This is a genomic window from Streptomyces sp. NPDC111606, from assembly GCF_055656945.1.
On record NZ_JBVKBY010000005.1, the window covers coordinates 436115 to 461377 of the forward strand.

Genomic DNA, 25263 nt, shown 5'->3' on the forward strand with positions numbered 1-25263 from the left:
TCACGGCCTCCTCATCAGCAGGTCCCGCAGCTCGCGGGTGTGCCGTCGGCTGACCTGGAGTTCCTCGGAGCCCACCATGACGCTGACGGTGCCCGCGTCCAGGCGGAGTTCGCCGATGTGGCGCAGGGCGACGAGATGGCGGCGGTGGATGCGGACGAAGCCGCGGGAGCGCCAGCGCTCCTCCAGGGTGGACAGGGGGATGCGGACGAGGTGGCTGCCCTTGTCGGTGTGCAGCCGGGCGTAGTCGCCCTGGGCCTCGACGTGGGTGATGTCCTCGACGGCGACGAACCGGGTCACGCCGCCGAGCTCCACGGGTATGTGGTCGGGGTCGGGCTCGCTCACCGGTATGCGGGGCGCGGCGTCGCGGAGTTCGGCGGCACGCAGTTCGACCGCCCGGCGGACTGCCTCGGCGAGCCGCTCCTTGCGGACGGGCTTGAGGACGTAGTCGACGGCCTTGAGGTCGAAGGCCTGGACGGCGAAGTCCTCGTGGGCCGTGACGAACACGACCAGCGGCGGCTTGGCGAAGCCGGTGAGGAGCCGGGCCAGGTCGAGACCGTCCAGGCCGGGCATGTTGATGTCGAGGAAGACGACGTCGATCGCCTCCGGCCCGCCCGGCCCCGACTCCAGGGCGCGGTTGATGCGGCGCAGCGCCTCGGTCGCCTCGCCTGCGCCCTCCGCGCTGCCGATGCGGGGGTCGGCGTTGAGGAGGTAGAGCAGCTCCTCCAGCGAGGGGCGTTCGTCGTCGACAGCCAGGGCGCGCAGCATGAACCCGGAGTGTAGGAGCAATTCGCACGCTTGGACATGTGCTCCGTCGGGACGTTCGCGCTGGGTGGCGGGCCGCTTACAGTGCCCTCATGAACAGCGGCGCGGCGTCCTTCGACGAACTCGACCGGAAGATCATCACCGCCCTCATGGCGAACGCCAGGAAGAGCTTCGCCGAGATCGGCACGAGCGTCGGACTGTCCGCGACGGCGGTCAAGCGGCGCGTGGACCGACTGCGTGACACGGGCGTGATCACCGGGTTCTCGGCCACGGTCCAGCCGTCGGCGCTGGGCTGGCGTACGGAGGCGTACGTCGAGGTGTACTGCGAGGGCGCGGCCCCGCCGCGGCGGCTCGCGGAGGTGGTCCGCAACCATCCGGAGATCACGGCGGCGATGACGGTGACCGGGGGCGCGGACGCGCTGCTGCACGTGCGGGCGCGGGATGTGGAGCACTTCGAGGAGGTGCTGGAGCGCATCCGTGTCGAGCCGTTCATCCGCAAGACGATCAGCGTGATGGTGCTGTCCCACCTCATCCCGGAGAGTCCGGAAGCGGGCGCCGCGGGCCTCGCCACGCCGGAGCAAGGCGCCTGATCCCGGGGTGACGCAGCAGGCGTGCGTCGGCTCGGCAAAATACGCAGCATTCCTGCGTGGACACGCAATTTTAGTTGCTTGTCGCTCGTCAGGGTGCCTTCTTACCTTGGTGTCAATCCTCATCGACACTGCAGGAAGCGGAGGAACCCCTCTGTGACCGATACCCGTGTGCCGCGCCGGCGGCGCTTCCTCGTCTGCGAACCCAGACATTTCGCCGTGCAGTACGCGATCAACCCATGGATGCAGCCCGACGTCCGCGTCGACGTCGATCTGGCCCATGGGCAGTGGCAGTCGCTGATCCGCGCCTACCGCTCCCACGGCCACGACGTCGACACCGTGGAGCCGGTCCCCGGTCTGCCCGACATGGTCTTCGCCGCGAACTCGGCCGTCGTCGTCGGCGGCCGCGTCTTCGGCTCCCTCTTCCACGCCAGCGAGCGCCGCCCTGAGTCCACGCACTACGACACGTGGTTCAAGACGGCGGGCTTCGACGTGTACCGGCCCGAGTCCGTGTGCGAGGGCGAGGGCGACCTGGTGTGGACGGGCCGTTATGTGCTCGCCGGCACCGGATTCCGTACCACCCGGGAGGCGCACCGCGAGGTGCAGGAGTTCTTCGGCCACCCGGTGATCAGCCTGACGCTGGTGGACCCGTTCTTCTACCACCTCGACACGGCCCTGTTCGTGCTCGACGACGACAACATCGCCTACTACCCGGAGGCGTTCTCGCCGGGCAGTCGTGAGGTGCTCGCACGGCTGTATCCGGACGCGGTGCTCGCCACCCGCGACGACGCCACCGCCTTCGGCCTGAACTCCGTGTCCGACGGCCGTCACGTCTTCATCGCACCGCAGGCCGAGGCCCTGGCGGCCCGGCTGGACGAGCGCGGCTATGTCCCCGTCCCCGTCGACCTGTCGGAGTTCCGCAAGGCCGGCGGTGGCATCAAGTGCTGCACCCAGGAGATCCGCTCATGACCGCGCCCGCGCAGACCCGTTCGTCCGCCGATCTGATCCGCGCCGAGGAGCCGGTCCTGGCGCACAACTACCATCCGCTGCCCGTGGTCGTCGCCCGCGCCGAGGGCACCTGGGTGGAGGACGTGGAGGGCCGCCGCTACCTGGACATGCTGGCCGGCTACTCGGCCCTGAACTTCGGCCACCGCCACCCGGCGCTGGTCGAGGCGGCGCACGCCCAGCTCGACCGCCTGACGCTCACCTCGCGCGCCTTCCACAACGACAAACTCGCCGAGTTCGCCGAGCGCCTGGCCGAGCTGACGGGCCTGGACATGGTGCTGCCGATGAACACCGGCGCCGAGGCCGTGGAGAGCGGCATCAAGGTGGCCCGCAAGTGGGCGTACGAGGTGAAGGGCGTCCCCGCCGACCAGGCGACGATCGTGGTCGCGGCGGACAACTTCCACGGCCGTACGACGACGATCGTGTCGTTCTCCACGGACGAGACCGCGCGGCAGGGCTTCGGCCCGTTCACGCCGGGTTTCCGGATCGTGCCGTACAACGACCTGGCGGCGCTGGAGGCGGCGGTCGACGAGACGACCGCGGCGGTGCTGCTGGAGCCGATCCAGGGCGAGGCGGGCGTCCTCATCCCGGATTCGGGCTACCTGGCCGGTGTGCGCGAGCTGACCCGCCGCAAGGGCTGCCTGTTCATCGCGGACGAGATCCAGTCGGGCCTCGGCCGCACCGGCCGTACGCTCGCCGTCGAGCACGAGGGCGTCGTCCCGGACATGGTGCTGCTGGGCAAGGCCCTGGGCGGCGGCATCGTGCCGGTGTCCGCGGTGGTGGCCCGCCGGGACATACTCGGCGTCCTGCGGCCGGGCGAGCACGGCTCGACGTTCGGCGGCAACCCGCTGGCCGCCGCGGTCGGCACGGCCGTGGTCGGTCTCCTGGAGACGGGCGAGTTCCAGCGCCGGGCCGCCGAGCTGGGCGCGATCCTGCGCAGCGGCCTGTCGGACCTGGTCGGCAAGGGCGTCGTCGGCTTCCGCGCGCGGGGCCTGTGGGCGGGCGTCGACATCGACCCGGCCTTCGGCACGGGCCGGGAGATCGGCGAGCGCCTCATGCGCGAGGGCATCCTCGTCAAGGACACCCACGGCTCCACGATCCGTCTGGCCCCGCCCCTGACGATCACGGCGGAGGAGCTGGTCGGGGCGCTGGCAACGCTGGAGAAGGTACTGAAGTAGCCCGACCCGGCCCGACAGCCCGGTTCCCCACACGGGGGCCGGGCCGTCGGCGTCCCGGTCGGGCCACCGGGGGTCCCCGCCCGAAGGCCCCCACCACGCAAGCACACCCAACATTGGCACCGGCATCGGCACCCGCCAACCGGCACCGCCTCGCCCCCACCCGGCCCCGCAAGACGCTGGAGAAAGTACTGAAGTAGCTCAGCCCGGCCCCACAGCCCGATACCCACGGGGGCCGGGCCGTCGGCCACCCGGTCGGGCCACCGTGGCCCCCGTCCGAAAGCCCCCGCCACGCAACCGCACCCAACACCTGCACCGGCCGCTGCCCCGCCAACCGGCTCCACCTCGCCCCCTCCCGGCCCCCGCAAAGAGGCAACGCCCACCGGAAGGGTGAAGATGGGGACAAGAGGTGGTAGACCGCTCTAAGCGACAGAGAGGTCGGCCGTGGGCACACACGAGGAGCGGGGCGCTGCCCGGCAGTGGTTCGACGTGGCAGACGCCGCGCCTGTGCTGCTCGATGCGCAGGGTCGGGTGACGGGGTGGACCAGAGAGGCCGAGCGGCTGCTGGCGTACGGGGCCGACGCGGCGGTGGGGCACAACGTCGCCGAGCTGCTGAGCGCCGAGGACGCGGCGCGGGTGCCGGAGGTGATGGAGCGGTGCCGCGCGGACGGCGGGTGGGTGGGGCTGCTGACCGGCCTGCGCGGGGACGGGCGGTCTGCCGGGGTCATGGTGCGGATCACCGCCGCCCTCGACACCGAGGGCTCCTCGCGGTGGCTCGCCCTCCTGTCGGAGCTGGACGAGGCACCCGGCTGGGACATGAGCCGGTCCGTGCTGGAGCAGATGGTCGCCCGCTCCCCCGTCGGGATAGCGATCGTCGACACGGATCTGCGCTTCGTCTGGTCGAACGACGCCCTCGCCCAGTACGGGGGCGGCCCGCCCAGCCGTCGGCTCGGGCTGCGGCTCGCCGACATACAGCCCGGACTGGACTCCGAGTCCATCGAGGCGCAGATGCGCCGTGCGCTGACGACGGGCGAACCGATCGTCGGCTACGAACACGTGGGCCACGCCCGTTCCCAGCCGCTGCGCGAGACCGCGCACATGATGTCGTTCACCCGGCTCGACGACGGCCACGGCCACCCGATGGGCGTGTACTACACGGTGGAGGACATCTCCGACCGGCACCGGGCCCGCCAGCGGCTGGCGCTGCTGGACCGGGCCGGTGAGCGCATCGGCCGGACCCTGGACGTCAACCGCACCGCCCAGGAGCTGGCGGACGTCGCCGTACCGGGACTGGCCGACCTCGTCACCGTGGACCTGCTGGAGTCGGTGCTGCGGGGCGGCGAGCCCGCGGCCGGACCGTTCGGCGACACCGAGCCGGTGACGCTGCGCCGGGCGGGACATCGTTCGGCCGAGCGGGTGCCGGAGGCCGTCGTGGGGATCGGCGACCTGGTCGTCTACCCGGCGGGCTCACCTCCCATCCGCTCCCTCAGGACGGCCGAGTCCTGGCGCGAGGAGAGACTCGATCCGCTCGGTGAGGCATGGGCCGAGCACGCGCGCGGTGGAGAGGCCGCCATCTTTCTCGAGCTGGGCCTGCACAGCGTGATGATCGTGCCGATCCGCGCGCGGGGCGTCACCCTGGGCGTCACCTCCTTCTTCCGGCGCCACCGCCAGGAGGCCTTCGAGGAGGACGACCTGAACCTGGCCGAGGACCTCGTCTCACGGGCGGCCGTCTGTGTCGACAACGCCCGGCGCTACACCCGTGAACGCGACGCGGCGCTGGTCCTGCAGCGCAGCCTGCTGCCGCACGTCCTGCCTGAGCAGGCCGCACTGGAGGTGTCCGCCTGCTACCGGCCGGCCGACGAGCTGACCGGCCTCGGCGGCGACTGGTACGACGTCATCCCGCTGTCGGGCGCCCGCGTCGCCCTGGTGGTGGGCGAGGTGCCGGGCCACGGCATCGACGCCGCCGCGGCGATGGGGCGGCTGCGGACCGCCGTACGCACCCTCGCCCTGCTGGATCTGCCTCCCGAGGAGGTGCTGGCCCATCTCGACGACCTGGTCGCGAGGTCGGCTCGCGAGGAGGGCGTCCAGGTGGGCGAGGAGGAGGCCGCCGTCGCCCAGTCCGTGGGGTCCGGGTGCGTGTACGTCGTCTACGACCCGGTCGACGGGCAGTGCACCATGGCCGCCGCGGGCCATCCGGCGCCCGCCGTCGTCATGCCCGATGGCTCCGTGGCCTTCGTCGACCTTCCGCAGGGCCCTCCGCTCGGCGTGGGCGGTCTCCCCTTCGAGTCGGTCGAGCTGGCGCTGGCGGAGGGCAGCACGCTCGCGTTGCACACCGACGGACTGCTGGCGCGCGGGGACGACTGGGCCCTGGACAGCGACCGGGACCGGCTGCGGCAGGCACTGGAGCAGCGCGCGACCTCGATCGAGCTGCACTGCCGGACCGTGGTCGACGCCCTGACCCCGGACCGCCCGCACGACGACGTGGCCCTGCTGATGGCCCGCACCCGGCTCCTGGGCTCCGAGCAGGTCGCCGACTGGGACCTGCCCTCCGATCCCGCCGCCGTCGCCGACGCCCGCAAGACGGCCTCGCGCATGCTGGCGGAGTGGGGTCTGGAGGAACTGATCTTCACGACGGAACTGGTCGTCAGCGAGCTGGTCACCAACGCGATCCGGTACTCCGACGGCCCCATCCGGCTGCGTCTGATCAAGGAGCGCGCACTGGTCTGCGAGGTCTTCGACGGCGGCGCCACGGCCCCGCATCTGCGCCATCCGCGCACCACCGACGAGGGCGGCCGCGGGCTGCTGCTGGTCTCCCAGGTCACCCAGCGCTGGGGCACCCGCTTCGTCCCCGACGGGAAGATCATCTGGGCCGAGCAGTCCCTGACGGATCCGTCTCCCTGAACTGACGAATCTCGACAGATGTAGTACATCGGCACATAAGACACGCAACATGGGAGACTGGTGTGATCCCGGTGGTGAGGCGGGAGCCATGAACGAGAAGGCGATCGACTACGAGGCGGTGTTCCAGAGCCTGCCCGGAATGGTGGCCCTGCTGACCCCGGAGTTGGTCTACGCCGACGCCAACGAGGACTTCCAGCGCCTGTCCGGGCGCAGCCGCGCGGAGCTCGTGGGCCGGTACATCTTCGACGTCTTCCCCGACAACCCCAACGACCCCGCCGCCACCGGCATGCGTGACGTCCGGGCATCGATGCTGCGCGTGGTGGCCACCGGCGAGCGCGACACGATGGCGCTGCAGCGCTACGACGTCGAGGACGCCTCTCTGCCCGGCCACTGGGAGGAGCGCTACTGGAGCCCGATCAACGCGCCCGTGTTCGACCCCGACGGGCAGGTGGCATTCGTCGCGCACCGGGTCGAGGAGGTCACCGAACTGATCCGCCTGCGCGGTGGCGGCACCAGCGGTGACAGCCGGGTGCGAGTCCTGGAGGCCGAGCTGTACACCCGCGCCCGGGAGCTGCAGGAGCTCAACGAACGGCTGCGGCAGTCCCATGCCCGCGAACGGGAGGTGGCGCTGGCCCTGCAGGAGGCGATGCTGCCCGCGCGCCGGCAGGTGGGCAACCATCGGGCTGCCGTGCGCTACCGGCCCGCGGTCGGCGCGCTGAACGTGTGCGGCGACTGGTACGACCTGATCGACCTGGTGGGCGGCAACCGCATCGGCGTCTCCGTGGGCGACGTCGTCGGCCACGGCCTCGAGGCGGCCGGCGTGATGGGCCAGCTGCGCAGCGCGCTCAGCGCCACCTCCCGGGTCGCGGACGGCCCGGCGCAGGCGCTCGACGTGCTCGGACGGTACGCCCATGTCGTCGACGGCGCCGAGTCGGCCACCGCGGTCGCGACGTTCATCGACTGCGACGCCCGCACCATCACCTACAGCAGCGCGGGTCATCCGCCGCCGGTGCTGGTGCACGCCGACGGCCGGGTGGAATTCCTGGACCTGGCCACGGATCCGCCCCTGGACGCCCGTCCCGATCCGAGGCCGAGACCGCAGGCGGCCACCACCTACTCCGACGGCGCCACGCTCGCGCTGTACACCGACGGCCTGATCGAGCGCCGCCGCGAGGACATCGACACGGGCCTGGCCCGCCTCGCCGACGCGCTCGTGCGAAATCGCGCCTCGGACCCCGAGGCCGTCGCCGACGCCGTTCTTCTGGAGCTGCTGCCGCCCGGCGGCGCGACGGACGACACGGCGCTGATCATCGTGCGGCTGTGATGGACGAGCAGACCCGGCGACTCCCCGCAAGGGCGGCCCACCTGCCACGCGGCAATCGTGATCACGCCAAACCCCGCCATCGAGTTGCCGCACACCGACCCCGGACACCAGGCTGGTCCGGCGGTCCTCCCCATCCGCAAACGCCGCCCACCAACTACCTGACATCCACTCAGAACGGTCTCCGTCGGTCGGCATCCGCCCGTCCCGGCCCGGTTCCGGCCTGTCACCCCTGCGCCTACACTGGCAGCCCCACGGCACGCTGGTTGACCTGCCAGAACGCGGCGGCCCAAGCTGATCCGCCGGAGTGAGGAGCGCCCCCCTTGTTCTACTACGTACTGAAATACGTGTTGTTGGGACCTCTGCTGAGACTGGTCTTCCGGCCCCGAATAGAGGGCCTCGAGCACGTACCGGCCACGGGTGCGGCCATCGTCGCGGGCAACCACCTGTCGTTCTCCGACCACTTCCTGATGCCGGCGATACTCAAGCGGCGCATCACCTTCCTCGCGAAGAAGGAGTACTTCACGGGCCCCGGCCTCAAGGGCCGTCTGACCGCGGCCTTCTTCCGCAGCGCCGGCCAGATCCCGGTCGACCGCACCGGCAAGGAGGCGGGCCAGGCCGCGATCCGCGAGGGGCTCGGGGTCCTGAGCAAGGACGAACTCCTCGGCATCTACCCGGAGGGCACCCGCTCGCACGACGGCCGGCTCTACAAGGGCAAGGTCGGAGTCGCGGTGATGGCGCTCAAGGCACGCGTCCCGGTCATCCCCTGCGCGATGATCGGCACCTTCGAGGCGCAGCCGCCCGGCAAGGTCATCCCGAACGTCCACCCGGTGAAGATCCGCTTCGGTGAGCCCCTCGACTTCTCCCGCTACGAGGGCATGGAGAACGAGAAGGCGATCCTGCGCGCCGTGACCGACGAAATCATGTACGCGATCCTGGCGCTGTCCGAGCAGGAGTACGTCGACCAGTACGCGGCCGTCGCCAAGGCGGAGCAGGAAGCCGCAGCCAAGGCCCAGGCCAAGGCGGCGAGGGAACGCAAGCTGCCGCGGCTGCCCATACGTTGACGCGCACCGGGGGACTCAGCCGAGGGAGTCGAGCGCCTCGTCGAGCAGCCTGCGCAGCCGCAACGCGTCCGCCGCCACGGCACTCACCAGGGCGGCGGGCCCGGCGAGAGGCATGACAGCGGCGTTCTCCCCCAACACCCGAGCCGACACCGGAGCATCCGCGAACTCGGGCCGTACGACGACGAGTTGCCCGACCGCCCGAAACCCGCCGAGCCCTGCGGGCCCGTCCCAGCCACCCGGCGCACCGGGCCCGCAGGCCAGCTCCTGATCAAGAACGACCCGCCCGGCGACGCCCACCCGGATCCGGCTCCCGAGCCGCCCCGGCTCCTCTCCCACCCGCCCGAGCACCTGCTCCTCGCGCAGGACGAACCGCCCGGTCGCACCGACGTCGACGCGGGTGGTCACCCGCAGATCGCTGCCCCGGGCGGAGATCAACTGCTCGGGCAGCCAGTGCAGTTCACCCCCGTCGGCCACGGACAGCCGTACGTCGTAACGGGCCTCGCCCTTGCTCTGTCCCGGCAGCGCGATCGTGGCCGCGGCCGACTGGACGCGCAGCCGCGCGCCGGCTTCCACGTCGGCCTCAATGGCGAACCGGTCACCACCGAGCGGCCCGCTCATCGCCCCGACGAGCACCACCCGCGCCTCGGCGCCGCTCCCCCGTGTCCGCCTGAGCGCCAGTGGCCCGTCACCGTCGAGCACGGGCAGTGAGGTGCCGCCTCGCCCGTCGTCCCGGGCGACGATCCGCGCACGTGCCCGCACCCCACCGGCGGTGGCCGTCACGCCGTCCACGCCACGAGCTGAGCCCGCACCCAGTCGGCGACGTCCCTGACTCCGGGTTCGCTCCTCAGTGACTGGAACACGACCGGCAGTTCGGCCCGCTGCGCCTTGGCGTCGGCCGCCATCCGCGCCAGATCGGAGCCGACGTACGGCGCGAGGTCGGTCTTGTTGACGACGAGCAGATCTGCGGTCGTCACTCCCGGACCGCCCTTGCGCGGAATGTCGTCCCCACCGGCGACATCGATCACGAAGATCTGCGCGTCGACGAGCCCCTTGGAGAAGGTGGCGGTGAGGTTGTCCCCACCGGACTCCACGAGGATGAGCTGAAGCGGCCCGACCGCGTCCTCCAGGTCCTCGACGGCCTCGAGGTTCGCGGAGATGTCGTCCCGGATCGCGGTGTGCGGACAGGCCCCCGTCTCCACGGCCGTGATCCGCTCGGGCGGCAACACGGCTTCCCGCAACAGGAACTCGGCGTCCTCGCGCGTGTAGATGTCGTTCGTGACAACGGCCAGGGACAGCTCATCGCGCAGTGCACGGCAGAGCGCGGCGACAGTGGCCGTCTTACCGGACCCCACGGGCCCACCGAGCCCGATCCGCAGGGCACGACGCGCCCCGTCGGGACGGTGGGCGTCGGCACTGACGGCGGAGGCGCCTTGGTGGGAGTGGTCGAGGTGCATGGAGCGGCTCCTTCTCTTGGGCTTCGCAGCTTGCTGCGGGCTTGGCTTCTCAGCTCCGGTCCAGGCATTTCAGCCCGTCCGGCGTTTGAGGACGAGGCCGTTCAGGCCGACAGCGGGGGTCTGGGGGCGGCAGCCCCCAGGGACCGGGGTCGAAGGGGCGGAGCCCCTTCAAGGACGGGACGGGTAGGGGCGGCGGGGGCGAAAAACACTCAGGACGCAAACAACCGCACGCCCCAAGCCGCATGCACCTCCGCCCCCACCTCCAACAGCGGAGCGGAACCCGCAGGCAACGCATCGACCCCGTCGTCGACAGCACACCGCCCCGCCTCGACCGCCCGATCCACCACCCGGTCCACCTCAGGCGCCAACCGAGCCAGCACCCCCGTGGCGTCAAAGGGATCAAGGCTCAGCAACCGCACCGTCGCACTCGCCGGCCCGCTCACACACTCGCAAGCCGCGCAGTAGGCCGCCTCCACGGCCCCCAACCCCGCGGCCCGAGCCACAACGCCCAGCACGACCGGCTGATGAGCCCCTTTGGGAAACCGCCGGGCCAGCTCGTCCAGTTCCTCGGACGGCCAAGTGGCCCGAGCGGCCCGCATCAACTGCCGCCCCAGCTTCCGCGCGGCGAGCCGCAAGGCGGGCGAAGGTGTACGCGCGTCGGCCGCCGCGTCGAGGGCGACCGCGTCACCCCCGAGCGCAGCCGCCGCGGCGAGCGAGCCCGCGATCAGGCCCGCCGTGTGCAACCGCCCCCGGCAGAAGTCCTCCAGGCTCGCGGCCCCGGTGATCCGCCCCGCCTTGACGGCCGCCTCGGCCCCGCCGGAGTGCGCGTGGCCCCCGGCGGGAAAGCGGCCGTCGGCAAGGACGAGGAGTGCAGCTCGTGACATCGGAACCAGCCACCCACCCTCAGAACAGGAAGTACCGCTGAGCCATGGGCAGTTCGGTGGCCGCCGTGGCCTCCACGAGCTCCCCGTCGATGTGCACGGCGAAGCTGTCGGGATCGACCCGCACCTCCGGCCGAGCGTCGTTCTCCCGCATGTCGGCCTTGGTGACCCCACGCGTCGACTCGATGGCCACGAACCGCTTCCCGAGCTGAAGCCGCTCCGGCAGCCCGTCCTCGATCGCGAGCGGGGCGACGAAGTTGACCGAGTTCGCCGCCGGCGCCCTGCCGATCGCGCCGAACATCGGGCGGGGCAGGATCGGCTGGGGTGTCGGGATGGAGGCGTTGGCGTCGCCCATCTGCGCGTACGCGATCTGCCCGCCCTTGATGACGAGTTGGGGCTTGACCCCGAAGAACGCCGGCTCCCACAGCACCAGGTCGGCGAGCTTGCCGGTCTCCACGGAGCCGATCTCACGGCCGAGGCCCTGCGCGAGCGCGGGGTTGATCGTGTACTTGGCCACGTACCGCCGCACCCGCCGGTTGTCGGCCCGCCCGTCGCCCGGCAGCGCGCCCCGCCGCCGCTTCATCACATGGGCGGTCTGCCAGGTCCGCATGACGACCTCGCCCACCCTCCCCATGGCCTGCGAGTCGGACGAGATGATCGAGATCGCGCCGAGGTCGTGCAGTATGTCCTCCGCCCCGATCGTCGACGGCCGGATCCGCGACTCGGCGAAGGCGAGGTCCTCCGGCACCGCCGGGTTGAGGTGATGGCACACCATCAGCATGTCGAGGTGTTCCTCGGCGGTGTTGACGGTGAACGGGCGCGTCGGATTCGTCGAGCTCGGCAGCACGTGCGGTTCGGAGACGACGGTCATGATGTCCGGCGCGTGCCCGCCGCCCGCGCCCTCGGTGTGGTACGCGTGGATGCCCCGGCCGGCGATGGCGGCCAGCGTGTCACCGACGAAGCCTGCCTCGTTCAACGTGTCCGTGTGGATGGCGACCTGGATGCCGGTCTCGTCGGCGACGGTCAGCGAGGCGTCGATGACGGCCGGGGTGGTGCCCCAGTCCTCGTGCAGTTTGAGGCCGAGCGCGCCGCCGCGGATCTGGGACAGCATCGCCTCGTGGGAGACGGTGTTGCCCTTGCCGAGCAGGCCGAAGTTGACGGGGTGGCCCTCCATCGCCTCCAGCATCCGGGCCAGATGCCAGGGGCCGGGCGTCACGGTGGTCGCCTTCGAGCCCTCGGCCGGTCCGGTGCCGCCGCCCACCAGGGTCGTGATCCCCGACGCGAGCGCCTCGTCGGCGATCTGCGGGCAGATGAAGTGGACGTGCGCGTCGATGGCGCCGGCCGTCAGGATCCGTCCGTTGCCCGCGATGATCTCGGTCTCGGGGCCGATGACGAGGTCCGGGTGCACCCCGTCCATCGTGTCGGGGTTGCCCGCCTTGCCGATGCCGGTGATCCGGCCGTCGCGGATGCCGACGTCGGCCTTGACGATGCCCCAGTGGTCGATGATCACGACGCCGGTGATGACCGTGTCCGGGGTGCCCTCCGCGCGCGTGGCCCGCGACTGGCCCATGGACTCGCGGATGACCTTGCCGCCGCCGAACACCGCCTCGTCACCGGCGAGTCCCGGACCGCCGGAGCGGTCCTCCTCGATCTCGACCAGCAGCTCGGTGTCGGCGAGCCGGATGCGGTCACCGGTGGTCGGGCCGAACAGGTCGGCGTACGCGGCACGGGAGATCTCAGGCATCGAGGGCACCTCCGGTCTCCCCGCGCAGGCCGGGCACCACACGGGCGCCGGTGAGCGGGACGAGTTCGACGTCGACGGGGATGCCGGGCTCGAAGCGCACGGCGGTGCCGGCGGCGACGTTGAGCCGCTTGCCGCGGGCGGCGGCGCGGTCGAAGTCCAGTCCGGGGTTGGCCTCGGCGAAGTGATAGTGGGAGCCGACCTGGACCGGCCGGTCGGCGGCGTTGAGGACGGTCAGCCGGGTGACCTCACGACCCTCGTTGTATGCGATCGGGCCGTCGGCGAACAGGATCTCTCCGGGGATCATCGAAGCCCCTTCACACGATCGGGTCATGGACGGTGACGAGCTTGGTGCCGTCCGGGAAGGTCGCCTCGACCTGGACGTCGTGGATCATCCCGGGGATGCCCTCCATGACGTCGTCCCGCGTGAGCAGCTTGCGTCCGGAGGACATGAGCTCGGCGACCGTACGGCCGTCGCGGGCGCCCTCGAGGATGTGCGACGTGATGAGGGCGACCGCCTCGGGGTGGTTGAGCTTCAGCCCGCGGGCCCGGCGCTTCTCGGCGACGTCGGCCGCCACGTGGATGAGCAGCCGCTCTTGCTCGTGCGGGGTCAGTTGCACGTCCCACCTCACAGTCCTCGCTCCGGACCGTGCGGGGTCCGGTTGCCGCAGCCGCCACGGGGCAAAGTGCCAGGTGGCGTGGATCGGCAGGCTAGTTGGACCGAGTTTCGGGCACGTTAACCAAGCTGTGGTCCATCGGCCGTTCCCCGGTCGTCCCGCATGCTCATCAGCGCCCGCAGCCCGTCCCTGAGCACCTCGACCGGGGCGGGCCCGAAGAGGGACTGCTGGGCGATGAATCCCAGGACCGCGGCGATCATCGTGCGGGCCACATGGTCCGGCGCCGCGTCGGCCTGCATCATCCCGGCCTCCTGGTAGCCCTCGACGATCCGAGCCCAGGCCGTGCGCACCGAGCCGTAGCCCTCCCGCAGGATCGCCGCCAGTTCCTCGTTGCGCAGTGTCTCCGTCCACACCTGGATGACCAGCCGCGGAAACGCGGGCCTGCCGTCGACGACCAGGGACTCGCGGGCGGCGAGGGTCCTGCCGAGGACCGAGGCGACCAGTTCGTCCGGCGGCGGGGGCGGGCTCTGCCGCGCCGCCTCCTCGAAGGCCCCGCGGACCGATCCGAGCACTTCGGCGACGATCGCGCCGATCAGCGCCTCCTTGCCGCTGAAGTAGCGGTAGACCGCCCCCGCCGAGAGGTCGACCTCCTTCAGCACGTCCTGCATGGACGTGGCATGGAAGCCGTTGCGGGCGAAGCAGATCGCGGCGCCGTCGAGGATCTGCCGGCGGCGGGCGTCGAGGTGTTCCTGGGATACGCGGGCCATGGTCCCAAAGTAAAACGAACATTCCTTCTTGACAAGGAGCGGCATCAGCAGGACGGTGGGAGGGTCACCAAAAACGAACGATCCTTCTTTTTAGCCAGGAGACCTCATGTCCACCCCGTCCGCTACGCCACCGAGGGCCGCCGCACCCAGGTCCGCCGCACCCAGGCGCATGATCGCGGTCGTCGTCCTCGTCCCCGTCCTCGCCGCCCTCGCCCTGTGGGCCTTCGCCTGGCCCGCCGCCCGCACCGCCCCCCGCGACCTGCCGCTCGGGGTGGCCGGACCGGCCGCCGCCACGGCCCAGGTGGAGAAGCAACTCGGCCGGCACGAGGGCGCGTTCGAGATCCACCGCTACGCCGACGCGGCCGCCGCGCGGGACGCGATCGAGGACCGGACCGTATACGGCGCGGTCGTCGTGACCCCGCAGGGCCCCGAGCTCCTGACCGCCTCGGCCGCGAGCCCGGCCGTCGCCCAGCTGCTGCAGCAGGCGGTGACCCAACAGGCCGCCGCCGAGGGCACCCAGGTCAAGACCGTCGACGTCGTCCCCACAGCAGCGAACGACCCGCGCGGCGCCGCCCTCGGCGCGAGCGTCCTGCCACTCGCCCTGGCCGGCATGGCGGCGGGCGCGGCGGTGACCCTGCTCGGGCTGCGCGGTATCCGGGCCGTGAGTGCCCTGGCCGGTGCCGCCACCCTGATCGGCGTGGTCGCGGCCGCGCTCGCGCACAGCTGGCTGGGGATCCTCACCGGCGACTGGTGGGCGGAGGCCGGGGTGTTCGCGCTGACGACGCTGGCCGTGAGCGCGGCCGTCGCGGGGCTCGCCGCTCTGATCGGCAACGCGGGCATCGGCGTCGTGTCGTTCCTGGTGATGTTCCTCGGCAACCCCTTCTCGGGGGCGGCCTCGGCGCCGCAGATGCTGCCCGAGCCGGCCGGCGTCATCGGCCAGTGGCTGCCGCCGGGAGCGGGCACGACCCTGCTGCGCTCGGTGTCCTTCTTCGACGGCGCGGCGGCGATCGGTCCCGCCATGACGCTGGCCTGGTGGGCCGCGCTGGGCCTGGGCGCCACCCTGCTCGGGAACGCCCTGAGGTCCCGTACGCCCCGCGCCGAGCCCGCGACCGAGAGGGAGCCCGCCCCCGTCGGCTGAGCCGCCGCCCGGCCACACCGAACCGACCGTGCACCCCCGCTGTAGCGGACGGGGGTGCACGGTCCTGTCGTTCCGGGTGCGGTGGGCGGACGCCCGAAAGCCGAGCTGCGTCCGGAAGGGCGGCAGCCCTACGAGGGGCTCGAACCCCGATGCTCAGCGGCGATACCGAAGCGCTGTCGTTCGCGGGGAGCGGATCCGACCTCGCGGACGCTGGAGACCGCGCTGATCACCTGCTCCTCGGTGAGCTCCGCCGGCTCCCCGAGCTTCTCGAGTCGTTCGAGGTCAGAGGCGGAGACAAGGGCGACGAGGGGCTTTCCGTGGCGCGTCACGACGACGCGCTCACCGCCGTACACCACGCGATTGATCAGTTCGGCGAGCTCAGCCCTTGCTTGCGTCACCGGAATCTCGTAGGCCATGCTCCCTACATTACGTCATGTACGTCCTGTACATTTTTTACAGGCACCTCGACAACGGAGCGTGAGCCATGACCCGACCGTCCGCCCGCTATGTACTGCCCGAGTTCACCGAGCGCACGAGTTCAGGCCTCAGGACGCAGGATCCGTACTCGAAGCTGCTGGAGGAGCGGATCGTCTTTCTCGGCACGCAGATCGACGACACCTCGGCGAACGACGTGATGGCCCAGTTCATGTACCTGGAACACAAGGACCCCGACCAGGACATCTCGCTGTACATCAATTCGCCCGGCGGCTCGTTCAGCTCCATGTCGGCGATCTACGACACGATGCAGTACGTCACCTGCGACGTGGAGACGATCTGCCTGGGCCAGGCCGGCGCGTCCGGCGCGGTGCTGCTCGCCGCGGGCACGCCGGGGAAGCGGTTCGCGCTGCCGGGGGCCCGGGTGGTGATCCATCAGCCGGCGCTGCCCGAGCCGATCGAGGGCCAGGCCGGCGATCTGGCCATCCAGGCCGACGAACTGACGCGGATTCGGGCCCGGCTGGAGGAGATGCTCGCCCGGCACACCGGGCGCAGCCGCGAGCAGGTGACCGAGGACATCGAGCGGGACAAGATCCTCAACGCCCAGGAGGCACTGGAGTACGGGCTGGTGGACCGGATCATCCCCAGCCGCAAGGCGACCCTCGCGCCGCCCACGGGGCGGTGATCGGCCGGTGCTGCCACCCGAGCTGCCGCCCCTGCCCGCGCTGACCCGCGCGGAGGGCGAGTTGATCGACCGTTATCTCGATGTGGTGGACCTGCTCGGCCGGATCAACCCGGCGCAGGACGGCGACACCTACCGCGGACTGCGTGCCGCCCAGGCGCTCGTCCGCAAGGCGGCAGAGCTGCGGGACGCGCTGGCGCTGATGCATCAGCGGGGCGAGACGGAGCTGCACGCCCCCACGCTCGCGCGTGCGCTGCGCGTACTGGACGGGGAGCGCCGCACGGCTCGTGTCACGGTGCCGCCGCGCTCCGACAGTTGACGACGTGTACAGGCCGGTCCCGGACGTCTCGATCCCACTGACGAGGCGTCCGGAACAAGGCTGAAACGCACCAAACGGCGTACCCCCTTTCGGCGTAGCCACGGCTCCTTTTACAGGCCCGTCAGGGTTGCGCAACGGGCATGAGCCCAGGGCGGAACGAGGCGCTCCATCGCTGGTCCGGGACTCCTTCGCCCCCTGGACACCCTCTCGAACACGCGGGTACCCACCCGAACGGGTGAGTGGTGACTAACACCACAAATCCCCGGTTCCGTTGGGTATTTCGCTCATCCGTGCGTCAAGATCCCTGTCTGACGACAAGCCCCCGCCACAGCGGCGGGGCGGTCCGGGCGGACGCCGAGTCCTGCCGCCGCCCGGATGACCGGTCGACAGGAGTGGATCGGCAGGAGTGGAGGACCCGAGCAAGACGGGTCGCCGGAGCGGACGTTCGTTCGATCCGAGCAGCCCTTGGGGTGAAGCCGCGGCAACGCGGCCGGGCAACTTCGCCAGCCCGAATCCGACAGGTCATCCTTCACAGGCGGCTGACGAAGGGTTGCGCATGACTGCGCTCAATCGTGTCCCGTCGCTCATGGCCCGGGCCGGCACGGCCTCGGCTCTCACCATCGCCGCAGTGGGCGGCTCGATACTGGCACCCGGCTTCACCTCCGAAGCTGAGGCGGCCACACCGGCGACGAAGGCACTTCAGGTCGCGGCCTCCAAGAAGGGCTCCCCGTACAAGTGGGGCGCCACGGGGCCGACCCGGTTCGACTGCTCCGGGCTGACGCTGTACTCGTTCAAGAAAGCGGGCAAGAAACTGCCCCGTACAGCGGCCCAGCAGTACAACAAGACCCGCCACATCTCCGCCAAGAGCCGCAAGGCCGGAGACCTGGTGTTCTTCCACTCGGGGTCGTACGTCTACCACGTCGGCATCTACGCCGGGAAGGGAAAGATCTGGCACTCCCCCAAGAGCGGGGACGTGGTGAAGCTGCAGAAGATCTGGACCAGGAGCGTCTGGTACGGCCGGGTCAAGTGACCCTCCCGGGGGCGATGGCGGCGGCCTGACACGCCGTCATCGCCCTCGGGGCACCAGAAAGGCCGTCAGACGGCCGTCAGCGGCCCGGCGAGGAGTCCCACGCCGAAGGCCGTCAGCGCGACGCCGGTGACGGTCGTGACCGCCCGGGCGGCGCGCGGCCGGCGCAGCCACCGCCCGAGCCGGTCCACCAGCAGGACGACCACCTGGAACCACACCATCGCGATCGCGAGCACGATCAGGGCGAGCAGCAGCGTCCTGGGCAGGGCCGGAGCGCCCGCGGGCACGAACTGGGGCAGCACGCTGAGGAAGGTGAGGGACGCCTTCGGATTCAGGGCGTTGGTGACGAAGCCCTGCCGCAGCGGTCGCCCGGTGGAGTCCTCGCGCGTGTCCGCCACTTCACTGCCCCGCTGTCGCAGCGTCTGGACGCCCAGATACAACACATAGACCCCCCCGACCACTTGGAGCACACGGAACAGCGCCGGTACCGCGGCCAGGACCGCGGCGACCCCCAGCACCGCCAGCGTCACATGCACCAGCAGCCCGGCCCCGATCCCGAACGCGCAGGCGATGCCGGCCCGGCGGGAGACGAGGGCGTTGCGCACGACGACGGTGAAGTCGGCACCGGGCATGGCGACGAGGCCTGCGGAGACCCCGGTGAAGGCGATGAGCTGAGCGTCCATGGCACCCAGCGTGCCGCGCGGCAGCCTTCAGCAGGTATGTCGAATATCCTGGGCTGCCCTAAAGCATTGCTTAAGGCAGAACGGCAGACGAGGAGCCCGGCATGTACGACCCGACCAGGCTCGCCGCCCTGGTGGCGGTCGCCGAGGCGGGTTCGATCACCCGGGCGGCCGAGCGGCTCGGCTACACCACGCCCGCGCTCTCCCAGCAGCTGGCCAAGCTGGAGCGCGAGGCGGGCACGGCCCTTCTGGTACGGCACCACCGCGGGGCGCGGCTGACGGGTGCGGGCGAGCTGCTGGTGGCGCGGGCCCGGCGGGTGCTCGACGAGCTGGAGCGGGCACGGCACGAGCTGGCCCGGCTGACCGGCCTGTCGGGCGGCACGCTCCGGCTCGGCACCTTCCAGACCGCGGGCATCCATCTGCTGCCGCCCGCCCTCAGCGCCTTCCGGCGGGCCCATCCGGACGTGGAGCTGACGGTCGCCGACTACGAACCGTCGGCCGGCGTCGCCGCCGTGGCGACCGGTGAGGTGGATCTGGCCCTGACACACGCGTATGAGCCGGGCGACCCGATCCCGCTCGCGTCCTCGGTCCGCGTCGAGCCGATCCTCGTCGAGGAGCTGGTCCTGGTGTCCGCTCCGGGCCACGCCCTCACCAGCGGGACCGCACGGCTGCCGCTGGCCGAGCTCGCCGGGCAGCCGCTGATCAGCATGGCGCCGGACGCACCGGCCCGGCGTGGCGTGGAGGCGGTGCTGGCCCGGGCGGGCGCCCTGCCCTCGGTGCTGGTGCCGACGCCGGGGTATCTCCTGGTGTGCGCGCTGGCCAGTGCGGGGCTCGGGGTCGCGGTCGTACCGGAGATGGTGGCGCGTACCTCGGTCACGCCGGTCGGGGTGCGCGCGCTGGAGGGCGGACAACTGCGCCGTACGATCTCGGTCGCCCACCGGAGCGAGGAGGCGGCTCCGGCCGCGGACGCCTTCCGGGCCTTGCTGCGCGGCACGTTCGGCCGGTCACGGCAGACCTGAGGGGCGGGCTCGCGGCTATGGCTCCTGGGGGCCGGCGGTCGGCACGGGTTCCGCGGGCACCGTCCACGGCAGTTCGATGGAGATGGTCTTGCCGCCTTCGCGGGTCGGGCGCACTCTCAGCTTGCCGCCGCATTCAGCGGTCAGCCAGCGGATGATGACCAGGCCACGGCCGTTGTCCTGCTGGACGGCGGCGGGCAGCCGCTTGGGGAAGCGTGGGTGGCTGTCGGTGACCCCGATGCGCAGGTGTTCGTCACGGTCGAGCACGAGGTCCACCGTGAAGGTGGGTGACTGCCCGAGGGTGTGCTGTACGGCGTTGGTGGTGAGTTCGGAGACGATCAGGCGGATGGTGTCGGCCACTTCCGTGTCCGGTGGCAGTCCCCACTCCGCGAGGGTGGTGACCACAAAGGTCCGGGCCGCGGAGACCGAGGCGGGATCGCTCGGCAGAGTGACGGATGCTTCCAAATGATCTGCCATGGCGATGTCGTCCCTTTCCCAACGGGACCGCAGTCCGACACGGAGCGGAGGGTTCGAGTACGGTCCCGGACTGGTGCTTCGTCGCCAGACTGCCATTACCAGGGCCGTCACGGTGCCGATCCCCCAAGATATGCATATATCTGTCGCTCGAAGCGGTGAACTCTGCGACGGCAGACCGTATTTGGGCGGCTCGGTTGGAGTAAGGAGTTGCCCATGCAGCACGGTCCCGCGGTGCGCCGCCGGAAACTGGGCGCGGAACTGCGTGCGTTACGCACCGGGGCGGGACTCACCAGTGGTGAGGCGGCCCGGCTGGTGGGCTGGCACCAGTCCAAGGTGAGCCGGATCGAAACGGGCGCCAGCGGGGTGAAACCGGCCGATGTGCGGTTACTCCTCGACGTCTACGGCGTACAGGATGCCCAACTACGTCAGTTGCTGCTGGTGTTGGCGGGCTCCGACGAGGGCGGCGGCCGGGATCACTGGTGGCACGCGTACCGCGGAGTGCTGCCGCCGACGTACCGCGATTTCATCAGCCTGGAGTCCCAGGCGAGTGCGATGCGCACGCTGGAGACCTCCGTGGTGCCCGGGCTGCTGCAGACGCCGGAGTACGCCCGTGCGGTGACCCGGGCCGCGGTGGGCGGGCTCGACGACGACGCCGACGAACGTCTGGACGCGCTGGTCGCCGTCCGTCTGGCCAGGCAGGACGTGCTGCGCGCCGAGCCGCCGCTGGAGCTGAGCGCGGTGCTCGACGAGGCGGTGCTGCACCGGGAGATCGGCGGACCCGAGGTGATGGAGCAACAGTTGAGGCGGCTGATGGAGGCGGCGCGACTGCCGCAAGTCCGGCTGCAGGTCCTGCCGTTCGCGGCCGGCGAGCACATCGGCATCACCGGGCCTTTCGTTATCTTCTCATTTTCGCGCACTTCTGATCTGGATGTGGTTGTTCTCGACCACTTGACGAGTAGCCTCTACCTCGAACGGAAAGAAGACCTCCAGGCCTACACGGAGGCCTTCAACGCCCTTCGGATCCACGCCCTTTCGCCCGAGGAATCGATGGATTACATCGCCGCACTGGCTGGCGGCGCGTAAGGAGGCACCATGACCACCCTGCCTCGGAAGGTGAGTTCAAGCACCGAACTGCCTGGTGCACGATGGCTGCGCAGCAGCTACAGCACCGGAGCCAACAATTGCGTCGAGACGGCGCGGCCGCACTCGGGTCCCTGGACCGGACTGCTCGCCGTGCGCGACTCCAAGGACCCGGCCGGACCCGCGCTGCTCTTCTCCCCCGAGAGCTGGGCGGGCTTCACGGCGGCGCTCCAGTCCTGACAGTTTCCCGATCAGCCTGACCGATTCCGATCATTTCCGATCGGTTCCGCCGGGCGCGACGGCAGGGCCGTGTCACGCCGACTCATGGCCGTGTCTCGCCGATGACCCGTACAGCGCGTTCGATCTGCCCCTCGGAGAGGTCCGCGCGGGCGGTCAGCCTCAGCCGTGAGATGCCGTCGGGGACGGAAGGAGGTCGGAAACAGCCCACGGCCAGGCCTGCCGCCCGGCACTCGGCCGCCCAGCGCACGGCCTCCTCCGGGGACGGCGCGCGCACGGAGACGACCGCCGCGTCCGGCCGTACGGCTTGATGGCCCGCGTCGGTCAGGCGTGCGTGCAGTTCGCTCGCCACCTCGCGGGCCCGCTCCGCGCGCTCCGGCTCGCGACGCAGCAGTCTCAGTGCCGCCAGGGCCGCGCCCGCCGCCGCGGGGGCGAGGCCGGTGTCGAAGATGAAGGTCCGGGCCGCGTTGACCAGGTGGTCGATCACCCGGGCGGGGCCGAGCACGGCGCCGCCCTGGCTGCCGAGCGACTTGGACAGCGTGACCGTGACGACGACGTCGTCGGCGCCCGCGAGCCCCGCCGCGTGCGGGGCGCCGCGGCCGCCGGCGCCGAGCACTCCCAGGCCGTGGGCGTCGTCGACGACCAGACCGGCACCGTGCTCCCGGCACGCCTCGGCGAACCGGGCCAGCGGGGCCGCGTCGCCGTCGACCGAGAAGACGGTGTCGGACACGACGACGGCGGGCCCGTCGTGCGTCTGGAGCGCCTTGCGCACGGCATCCGGGTCGGAGTGCGCCACGACCTGTGTCGTGCCGCGCGCCAGCCGGCAGCCGTCGATCAGCGAGGCGTGGTTGCCCGCGTCGGAGACGATCAGCGATCCGTGCGGCGCCAGCGCGGTGACCGCGGCGAGGTTGGCCGCGTAGCCGGACGAGAAGACCAGGGCCGCCTCGACGCCGCAGAAGTCGGCCAGCTCGCGCTCCAGCTCGGCGTGCAGCTCGGTCGTGCCCGTGACGAGCCGGGAGCCGGTCGCGCCGCCGCCCCACGCCCGCGCGGCCCGCGCGGCGCCCTCGGTGACCTCGGGGTGGCGGGCCAGGCCCAGGTAGTCGTTGCTCGCGAGGTCGAGGAGCGGCGACTCGGCGGGGCGGGGGCGCAGGGTCCGCACGAGTCCGGCGCGGCGGCGCAGCTCCGCCTGCTCGTCGATCCAGCCGAACGCCATGACTCCTCCGGGCTTTTGTAGGCAGTGGACAGACACTAGCCGCAGCGGCGTGCACCCACGGTGTGGCAATACCCACACATCCAATGGACAGGGTTGTGCAAACTCTCCTTGGCTCGGAGCCCCTCCGTACGTCAGGATCAGCTCCCATGGACCTGCTGAACACGCTGGTGGACAAGGGGCTTCGGCGCGAGCTGCCGACCCGCGAGGAAGCCTTGGCCGTCCTCGCCACTTCCGACGACGACCTGCTCGATGTGGTGGCCGCGGCCGGGAAGGTGCGCCGGCAGTGGTTCGGCCGACGGGTGAAACTCAACTATCTCGTCAACCTCAAGTCGGGCCTGTGTCCGGAGGACTGCAACTACTGTTCGCAGCGGCTCGGCTCGACCACCGGCATCCTCAAGTACACCTGGCTCAAGCCGGACGAGGCCTCCCAGGCCGCGGCGGCCGGTTTGGCGGGAGGCGCCAAGCGCGTCTGCCTGGTGGCGTCCGGGCGCGGCCCGACCGACCGGGACGTGGACCGGGTCTCCAAGACCATCAAGGCGATCAAGGACCAGAACGAGGGCGTCGAGGTGTGCGCCTGCCTCGGCCTCCTCTCCGACGGCCAGGCCGAGCGGCTGCGCCAGGCGGGCGCGGACGCCTACAACCACAACCTCAACACCTCCGAGAGCACGTACGCGGACATCACGACCACGCACACCTACGCCGACCGTGTCGACACCGTGAACAAGGCGCACGCGGCGGGCCTCTCGGCCTGCTCGGGCCTGATCGCGGGCATGGGTGAGAGCGACGAGGACCTGGTCGACGTCGTCTACTCGCTGCGCGAGCTGGACCCGGACTCGGTGCCGGTCAACTTCCTGATCCCGGTCGAGGGCACCCCGCTCGCCAAGGAGTGGAACCTCACCCCGCAGCGGTGCCTGCGCATCCTGGCGATGGTGCGGTTCGTCTGCCCCGACGTCGAGGTCCGGATCGCCGGCGGCCGCGAGGTCCATCTGCGCACGATGCAGCCCCTCGCCCTGAACCTGGCCAACTCGATCTTCCTCGGTGACTACCTGACCACCGAGGGCCAGGCCGGCAAGGCCGACCTGGAGATGATCGCGGACGCCGGGTTCGAGGTGGAGGGCACCGAACAGGTGACGCTGCCGGAGCACCGGGCGACGGCCGGGGGCGGGTGCGGCTCGCACGAGAGCGCGGGGTGCGGCTCGCACGACGGTGCCGGGTGCGGATCGCACGAAGGCGCCGGGTGCGGGTCGCACGAGGGTGGCGGTGTGTGCGGTACGGCCGACCCCGCCGCGCCGGTCGGGGAGCCTCGCACCGACGCGGTCACCGAGCCGCGCACCGACCTGGTCGCCGTGCGCCGCCGGGGCGCCGGAACGGACCTCGCACCCAATGCCTGACCCGCGTCACGAGGCCGGCCTGACCGTGCCCGAGCTGCTGGAGCTGGACCGGCGGCACGTCTGGCATCCGTACGGCCCGATGCCCGGCCGTATCGAACCGCTCGTCGTGGAGTCGGCGAGCGGGGTGCGGCTGACCATGGCGGACGGCACGGGCGAACTGGTCGACGGCATGTCGTCCTGGTGGTCGGCGATCCACGGCTACAACCACCCGGTGCTCAACGAGGCCGCGCGCGAGCAGCTGGCGCGGATGAGCCATGTGATGTTCGGCGGGCTCACCCACGAGCCCGCCGTACGCCTGGCAAAGCTCCTTGTCGACATGTCGCCCGACGGTCTGGAGCATGTCTTCCTCGCGGACTCCGGGTCGGTGTCCGTCGAGGTCGCGGTCAAGATGTGCCTGCAGTACTGGCGTTCGCTGGGCCGCCCCGGCAAGCAGCGGCTGCTGACCTGGCGCGGCGGCTACCACGGCGACACCTGGCAGCCGATGTCGGTGTGCGACCCCGAGGGCGGGATGCACGAGCTGTGGACCGGGGTGCTCCAGCGCCAGGTGTTCGCGGACCCGCCGCCGGCCGAGTACGAGGAGCCGTACGCCGATCAGCTGCGCTCGCTCATCGAGCGGCACGCCGACGAACTGGCGGCGGTGATCGTCGAGCCCGTGGTGCAGGGCGCGGGTGGGATGCGGTTCCACTCCCCCGGGTATCTGCGGGTGCTGCGGGAGGCGTGCGACGCGCACGACGTGCTGCTGGTGTTCGACGAGATCGCGACCGGGTTCGGGCGCACGGGCGCACTGTTCGCGGCGGACCACGCGGCGGTGACGCCGGATGTGATGTGCGTGGGCAAGGCCCTGACGGGCGGCTACCTGACGATGGCCGCGACGCTGTGCACCTCGCGCGTGGCCGACGGGATCTCGCGGGGCGACGTGCCGGTCCTGGCCCACGGCCCGACGTTCATGGGCAACCCGCTCGCCGCCGCGGTCGCCTGCGCCTCGATCGAACTGCTTCTCGGCCAGGACTGGCCGACCGAGGTCAAGCGGATCGAGGCGGGGCTGCGTGAGGGGCTCGCCCCCGCGGCGGACATTCCAGGCGTCAAGGACGTACGGGTCCTCGGTGCGATCGGGGTCGTGCAACTCGACCACGCCGTCGACATGGAGGCGGCGACGGCGGCCGCCGTGCGCGAGGGCGTATGGCTGCGGCCGTTCCGTGACCTCGTCTACACGATGCCGCCGTACGTCACGAGCGACGCGGACGTGGCACGGATCGGCCGCGCGGTGTGCGCGGCAGTACGAGAGGGATGAAC

27 protein-coding genes and 1 riboswitch are annotated in these 25263 nt (G+C 71.3%); of the genes, 15 read left to right on the top strand and 12 right to left on the bottom strand.

Annotation, left to right across the window (positions count from 1 at the left end; genetic code table 11):
- On the bottom strand, window positions 1–765 hold the full coding sequence (locus ACZ7M7_RS20610; RefSeq protein WP_383599279.1) for a LytR/AlgR family response regulator transcription factor: 765 nt from the start codon (window positions 763–765) through the stop codon (window positions 1–3).
- A gap of 89 nt (window positions 766–854) precedes the next feature.
- Here ACZ7M7_RS20610 and ACZ7M7_RS20615 point away from each other — a divergent pair, with 89 nt between their 5' ends.
- The 6 genes from ACZ7M7_RS20615 (at window position 855) to ACZ7M7_RS20640 (ending at window position 8815) form a co-directional block, all read left to right on the top strand.
- The gene (locus ACZ7M7_RS20615; protein WP_383599282.1) at window positions 855–1352 is read left to right on the top strand and encodes an Lrp/AsnC family transcriptional regulator; all 498 of its coding nucleotides are present in this window, start codon (window positions 855–857) and stop codon (window positions 1350–1352) included.
- 153 nt (window positions 1353–1505) lie between these two features.
- Window positions 1506–2318, top strand: a complete 813-nt coding sequence (gene ddaH / locus ACZ7M7_RS20620) for a dimethylargininase (RefSeq protein ID WP_383599285.1) — start codon at window positions 1506–1508, stop codon at window positions 2316–2318.
- The gene (rocD, locus tag ACZ7M7_RS20625) at window positions 2315–3532 is read left to right on the top strand and encodes an ornithine--oxo-acid transaminase (protein WP_472118859.1); all 1218 of its coding nucleotides are present in this window, start codon (window positions 2315–2317) and stop codon (window positions 3530–3532) included. Before ddaH ends, rocD begins: the two co-directional genes overlap by 4 nt.
- A 441-nt stretch (window positions 3533–3973) precedes the next feature.
- Complete coding sequence (locus tag ACZ7M7_RS20630; protein WP_472118862.1) at window positions 3974–6430, top strand: SpoIIE family protein phosphatase; 2457 nt, start codon at window positions 3974–3976, stop codon at window positions 6428–6430.
- Between the two features lie 88 nt (window positions 6431–6518).
- Window positions 6519–7754: a PP2C family protein-serine/threonine phosphatase gene (locus tag ACZ7M7_RS20635; RefSeq protein ID WP_472118865.1), complete on the top strand. Its 1236-nt coding sequence runs from the start codon at window positions 6519–6521 to the stop codon at window positions 7752–7754.
- A gap of 320 nt (window positions 7755–8074) precedes the next feature.
- A complete protein-coding gene (locus tag ACZ7M7_RS20640; RefSeq protein WP_383599295.1) occupies window positions 8075–8815 on the top strand; it encodes a lysophospholipid acyltransferase family protein in 741 nt (246 codons plus the stop codon).
- Between the two features lie 15 nt (window positions 8816–8830).
- On the opposite strand, the gene ACZ7M7_RS20645 is transcribed toward ACZ7M7_RS20640, so the two are convergent.
- From ACZ7M7_RS20645 to ACZ7M7_RS20675, 7 genes are all read right to left on the bottom strand, one after another.
- On the bottom strand, window positions 8831–9604 hold the full coding sequence (locus ACZ7M7_RS20645; protein ID WP_472118868.1) for an urease accessory protein UreD: 774 nt from the start codon (window positions 9602–9604) through the stop codon (window positions 8831–8833).
- Window positions 9592–10269: an urease accessory protein UreG gene (ureG, locus tag ACZ7M7_RS20650; RefSeq protein WP_383599301.1), complete on the bottom strand. Its 678-nt coding sequence runs from the start codon at window positions 10267–10269 to the stop codon at window positions 9592–9594. Before ureG ends, ACZ7M7_RS20645 begins: the two co-directional genes overlap by 13 nt.
- A 209-nt stretch (window positions 10270–10478) precedes the next feature.
- Window positions 10479–11153, bottom strand: a complete 675-nt coding sequence (locus ACZ7M7_RS20655) for an urease accessory protein UreF (protein ID WP_472118871.1) — start codon at window positions 11151–11153, stop codon at window positions 10479–10481.
- A gap of 19 nt (window positions 11154–11172) precedes the next feature.
- Complete coding sequence (locus ACZ7M7_RS20660) at window positions 11173–12894, bottom strand: urease subunit alpha (protein WP_472118874.1); 1722 nt, start codon at window positions 12892–12894, stop codon at window positions 11173–11175.
- Window positions 12887–13198, bottom strand: coding sequence for an urease subunit beta (locus ACZ7M7_RS20665; protein WP_369269632.1), 312 nt, complete (start codon window positions 13196–13198; stop codon window positions 12887–12889). Before ACZ7M7_RS20665 ends, ACZ7M7_RS20660 begins: the two co-directional genes overlap by 8 nt.
- Before the next feature lie 10 nt (window positions 13199–13208).
- Window positions 13209–13511, bottom strand: coding sequence for an urease subunit gamma (locus ACZ7M7_RS20670; protein ID WP_383599311.1), 303 nt, complete (start codon window positions 13509–13511; stop codon window positions 13209–13211).
- A gap of 116 nt (window positions 13512–13627) precedes the next feature.
- Window positions 13628–14275 carry a TetR/AcrR family transcriptional regulator gene (locus ACZ7M7_RS20675; RefSeq protein ID WP_383599314.1) on the bottom strand — a complete coding sequence of 216 codons (648 nt, stop codon included), beginning with the start codon at window positions 14273–14275 and terminating at the stop codon, window positions 13628–13630.
- 106 nt (window positions 14276–14381) lie between these two features.
- Between ACZ7M7_RS20675 and ACZ7M7_RS20680 the strand changes: the two genes are divergently transcribed.
- Window positions 14382–15413 carry an ABC transporter permease gene (locus tag ACZ7M7_RS20680; RefSeq protein WP_472118880.1) on the top strand — a complete coding sequence of 344 codons (1032 nt, stop codon included), beginning with the start codon at window positions 14382–14384 and terminating at the stop codon, window positions 15411–15413.
- A gap of 128 nt (window positions 15414–15541) precedes the next feature.
- On the opposite strand, the gene ACZ7M7_RS20685 is transcribed toward ACZ7M7_RS20680, so the two are convergent.
- Entirely contained in the window at window positions 15542–15829 is a 288-nt protein-coding gene (locus ACZ7M7_RS20685) for a type II toxin-antitoxin system Phd/YefM family antitoxin (RefSeq protein ID WP_383599320.1), read from the bottom strand.
- Between the two features lie 68 nt (window positions 15830–15897).
- Between ACZ7M7_RS20685 and ACZ7M7_RS20690 the strand changes: the two genes are divergently transcribed.
- The 3 genes from ACZ7M7_RS20690 (at window position 15898) to ACZ7M7_RS20700 (ending at window position 17879) form a co-directional block, all read left to right on the top strand.
- On the top strand, window positions 15898–16533 hold the full coding sequence (locus ACZ7M7_RS20690; protein ID WP_472118883.1) for an ATP-dependent Clp protease proteolytic subunit: 636 nt from the start codon (window positions 15898–15900) through the stop codon (window positions 16531–16533).
- Between the two features lie 7 nt (window positions 16534–16540).
- Complete coding sequence (locus ACZ7M7_RS20695) at window positions 16541–16849, top strand: hypothetical protein (protein ID WP_369269637.1); 309 nt, start codon at window positions 16541–16543, stop codon at window positions 16847–16849.
- Window positions 16850–17269: 420 nt separating this feature from the next.
- Window positions 17270–17402, top strand: a riboswitch (cyclic di-AMP (ydaO/yuaA leader).
- 3 nt (window positions 17403–17405) lie between these two features.
- The gene (locus tag ACZ7M7_RS20700; protein WP_472118886.1) at window positions 17406–17879 is read left to right on the top strand and encodes a C40 family peptidase; all 474 of its coding nucleotides are present in this window, start codon (window positions 17406–17408) and stop codon (window positions 17877–17879) included.
- Window positions 17880–17944: 65 nt separating this feature from the next.
- Here the strand turns inward: ACZ7M7_RS20700 and ACZ7M7_RS20705 are convergent, their stop codons facing one another.
- Window positions 17945–18559 (bottom strand): LysE family translocator, encoded by a 615-nt coding sequence (locus ACZ7M7_RS20705; RefSeq protein WP_472118889.1) that lies wholly within the window; start codon window positions 18557–18559, stop codon window positions 17945–17947.
- Between the two features lie 101 nt (window positions 18560–18660).
- Here ACZ7M7_RS20705 and ACZ7M7_RS20710 point away from each other — a divergent pair, with 101 nt between their 5' ends.
- Entirely contained in the window at window positions 18661–19575 is a 915-nt protein-coding gene (locus ACZ7M7_RS20710) for a LysR family transcriptional regulator (protein ID WP_383599334.1), read from the top strand.
- Between the two features lie 15 nt (window positions 19576–19590).
- On the opposite strand, the gene ACZ7M7_RS20715 is transcribed toward ACZ7M7_RS20710, so the two are convergent.
- Window positions 19591–20049 carry an ATP-binding protein gene (locus tag ACZ7M7_RS20715; RefSeq protein ID WP_383599337.1) on the bottom strand — a complete coding sequence of 153 codons (459 nt, stop codon included), beginning with the start codon at window positions 20047–20049 and terminating at the stop codon, window positions 19591–19593.
- Between the two features lie 213 nt (window positions 20050–20262).
- Between ACZ7M7_RS20715 and ACZ7M7_RS20720 the strand changes: the two genes are divergently transcribed.
- Both ACZ7M7_RS20720 and ACZ7M7_RS20725 read left to right on the top strand, forming a co-directional pair.
- Entirely contained in the window at window positions 20263–21132 is an 870-nt protein-coding gene (locus ACZ7M7_RS20720; protein ID WP_383629349.1) for a helix-turn-helix domain-containing protein, read from the top strand.
- Window positions 21133–21141: 9 nt separating this feature from the next.
- Entirely contained in the window at window positions 21142–21369 is a 228-nt protein-coding gene (locus ACZ7M7_RS20725; protein WP_328429218.1) for a DUF397 domain-containing protein, read from the top strand.
- Window positions 21370–21451: 82 nt separating this feature from the next.
- On the opposite strand, the gene ACZ7M7_RS20730 is transcribed toward ACZ7M7_RS20725, so the two are convergent.
- On the bottom strand, window positions 21452–22579 hold the full coding sequence (locus ACZ7M7_RS20730) for an 8-amino-7-oxononanoate synthase (protein ID WP_472118896.1): 1128 nt from the start codon (window positions 22577–22579) through the stop codon (window positions 21452–21454).
- Window positions 22580–22725: 146 nt separating this feature from the next.
- Between ACZ7M7_RS20730 and bioB the strand changes: the two genes are divergently transcribed.
- Window positions 22726–23970, top strand: coding sequence for a biotin synthase BioB (gene bioB, locus ACZ7M7_RS20735; RefSeq protein WP_472118900.1), 1245 nt, complete (start codon window positions 22726–22728; stop codon window positions 23968–23970).
- Entirely contained in the window at window positions 23963–25261 is a 1299-nt protein-coding gene (locus tag ACZ7M7_RS20740; protein ID WP_472118902.1) for an adenosylmethionine--8-amino-7-oxononanoate transaminase, read from the top strand. The genes bioB and ACZ7M7_RS20740 overlap by 8 nt, the downstream gene beginning before the upstream one ends.
- Window positions 25262–25263 lie beyond the last annotated feature (2 nt).

What these genes read in the sequence shown, in the direction of transcription:
- ACZ7M7_RS20610 (WP_383599279.1), bottom strand. Translation starts at nt 765, where the DNA reads ATGCTGCGCGCCCTGGCTGTCGACGACGAACGCCCCTCGCTGGAGGAG.
- ACZ7M7_RS20615 (WP_383599282.1), top strand. Translation starts at nt 855, where the DNA reads ATGAACAGCGGCGCGGCGTCCTTCGACGAACTCGACCGGAAGATCATC.
- rocD (WP_472118859.1), top strand. Translation starts at nt 2,315, where the DNA reads ATGACCGCGCCCGCGCAGACCCGTTCGTCCGCCGATCTGATCCGCGCC.
- ACZ7M7_RS20635 (WP_472118865.1), top strand. Translation starts at nt 6,519, where the DNA reads ATGAACGAGAAGGCGATCGACTACGAGGCGGTGTTCCAGAGCCTGCCC.
- ureG (WP_383599301.1), bottom strand. Translation starts at nt 10,269, where the DNA reads ATGCACCTCGACCACTCCCACCAAGGCGCCTCCGCCGTCAGTGCCGAC.
- ACZ7M7_RS20655 (WP_472118871.1), bottom strand. Translation starts at nt 11,153, where the DNA reads ATGTCACGAGCTGCACTCCTCGTCCTTGCCGACGGCCGCTTTCCCGCC.
- ACZ7M7_RS20660 (WP_472118874.1), bottom strand. Translation starts at nt 12,894, where the DNA reads ATGCCTGAGATCTCCCGTGCCGCGTACGCCGACCTGTTCGGCCCGACC.
- ACZ7M7_RS20665 (WP_369269632.1), bottom strand. Translation starts at nt 13,198, where the DNA reads ATGATCCCCGGAGAGATCCTGTTCGCCGACGGCCCGATCGCATACAAC.
- ACZ7M7_RS20675 (WP_383599314.1), bottom strand. Translation starts at nt 14,275, where the DNA reads ATGGCCCGCGTATCCCAGGAACACCTCGACGCCCGCCGCCGGCAGATC.
- ACZ7M7_RS20680 (WP_472118880.1), top strand. Translation starts at nt 14,382, where the DNA reads ATGTCCACCCCGTCCGCTACGCCACCGAGGGCCGCCGCACCCAGGTCC.
- ACZ7M7_RS20685 (WP_383599320.1), bottom strand. Translation starts at nt 15,829, where the DNA reads ATGGCCTACGAGATTCCGGTGACGCAAGCAAGGGCTGAGCTCGCCGAA.
- ACZ7M7_RS20690 (WP_472118883.1), top strand. Translation starts at nt 15,898, where the DNA reads ATGACCCGACCGTCCGCCCGCTATGTACTGCCCGAGTTCACCGAGCGC.
- ACZ7M7_RS20700 (WP_472118886.1), top strand. Translation starts at nt 17,406, where the DNA reads ATGACTGCGCTCAATCGTGTCCCGTCGCTCATGGCCCGGGCCGGCACG.
- ACZ7M7_RS20705 (WP_472118889.1), bottom strand. Translation starts at nt 18,559, where the DNA reads ATGGACGCTCAGCTCATCGCCTTCACCGGGGTCTCCGCAGGCCTCGTC.
- ACZ7M7_RS20710 (WP_383599334.1), top strand. Translation starts at nt 18,661, where the DNA reads ATGTACGACCCGACCAGGCTCGCCGCCCTGGTGGCGGTCGCCGAGGCG.
- ACZ7M7_RS20715 (WP_383599337.1), bottom strand. Translation starts at nt 20,049, where the DNA reads ATGGCAGATCATTTGGAAGCATCCGTCACTCTGCCGAGCGATCCCGCC.
- ACZ7M7_RS20720 (WP_383629349.1), top strand. Translation starts at nt 20,263, where the DNA reads ATGCAGCACGGTCCCGCGGTGCGCCGCCGGAAACTGGGCGCGGAACTG.
- ACZ7M7_RS20725 (WP_328429218.1), top strand. Translation starts at nt 21,142, where the DNA reads ATGACCACCCTGCCTCGGAAGGTGAGTTCAAGCACCGAACTGCCTGGT.
- ACZ7M7_RS20730 (WP_472118896.1), bottom strand. Translation starts at nt 22,579, where the DNA reads ATGGCGTTCGGCTGGATCGACGAGCAGGCGGAGCTGCGCCGCCGCGCC.
- bioB (WP_472118900.1), top strand. Translation starts at nt 22,726, where the DNA reads ATGGACCTGCTGAACACGCTGGTGGACAAGGGGCTTCGGCGCGAGCTG.
- ACZ7M7_RS20740 (WP_472118902.1), top strand. Translation starts at nt 23,963, where the DNA reads ATGCCTGACCCGCGTCACGAGGCCGGCCTGACCGTGCCCGAGCTGCTG.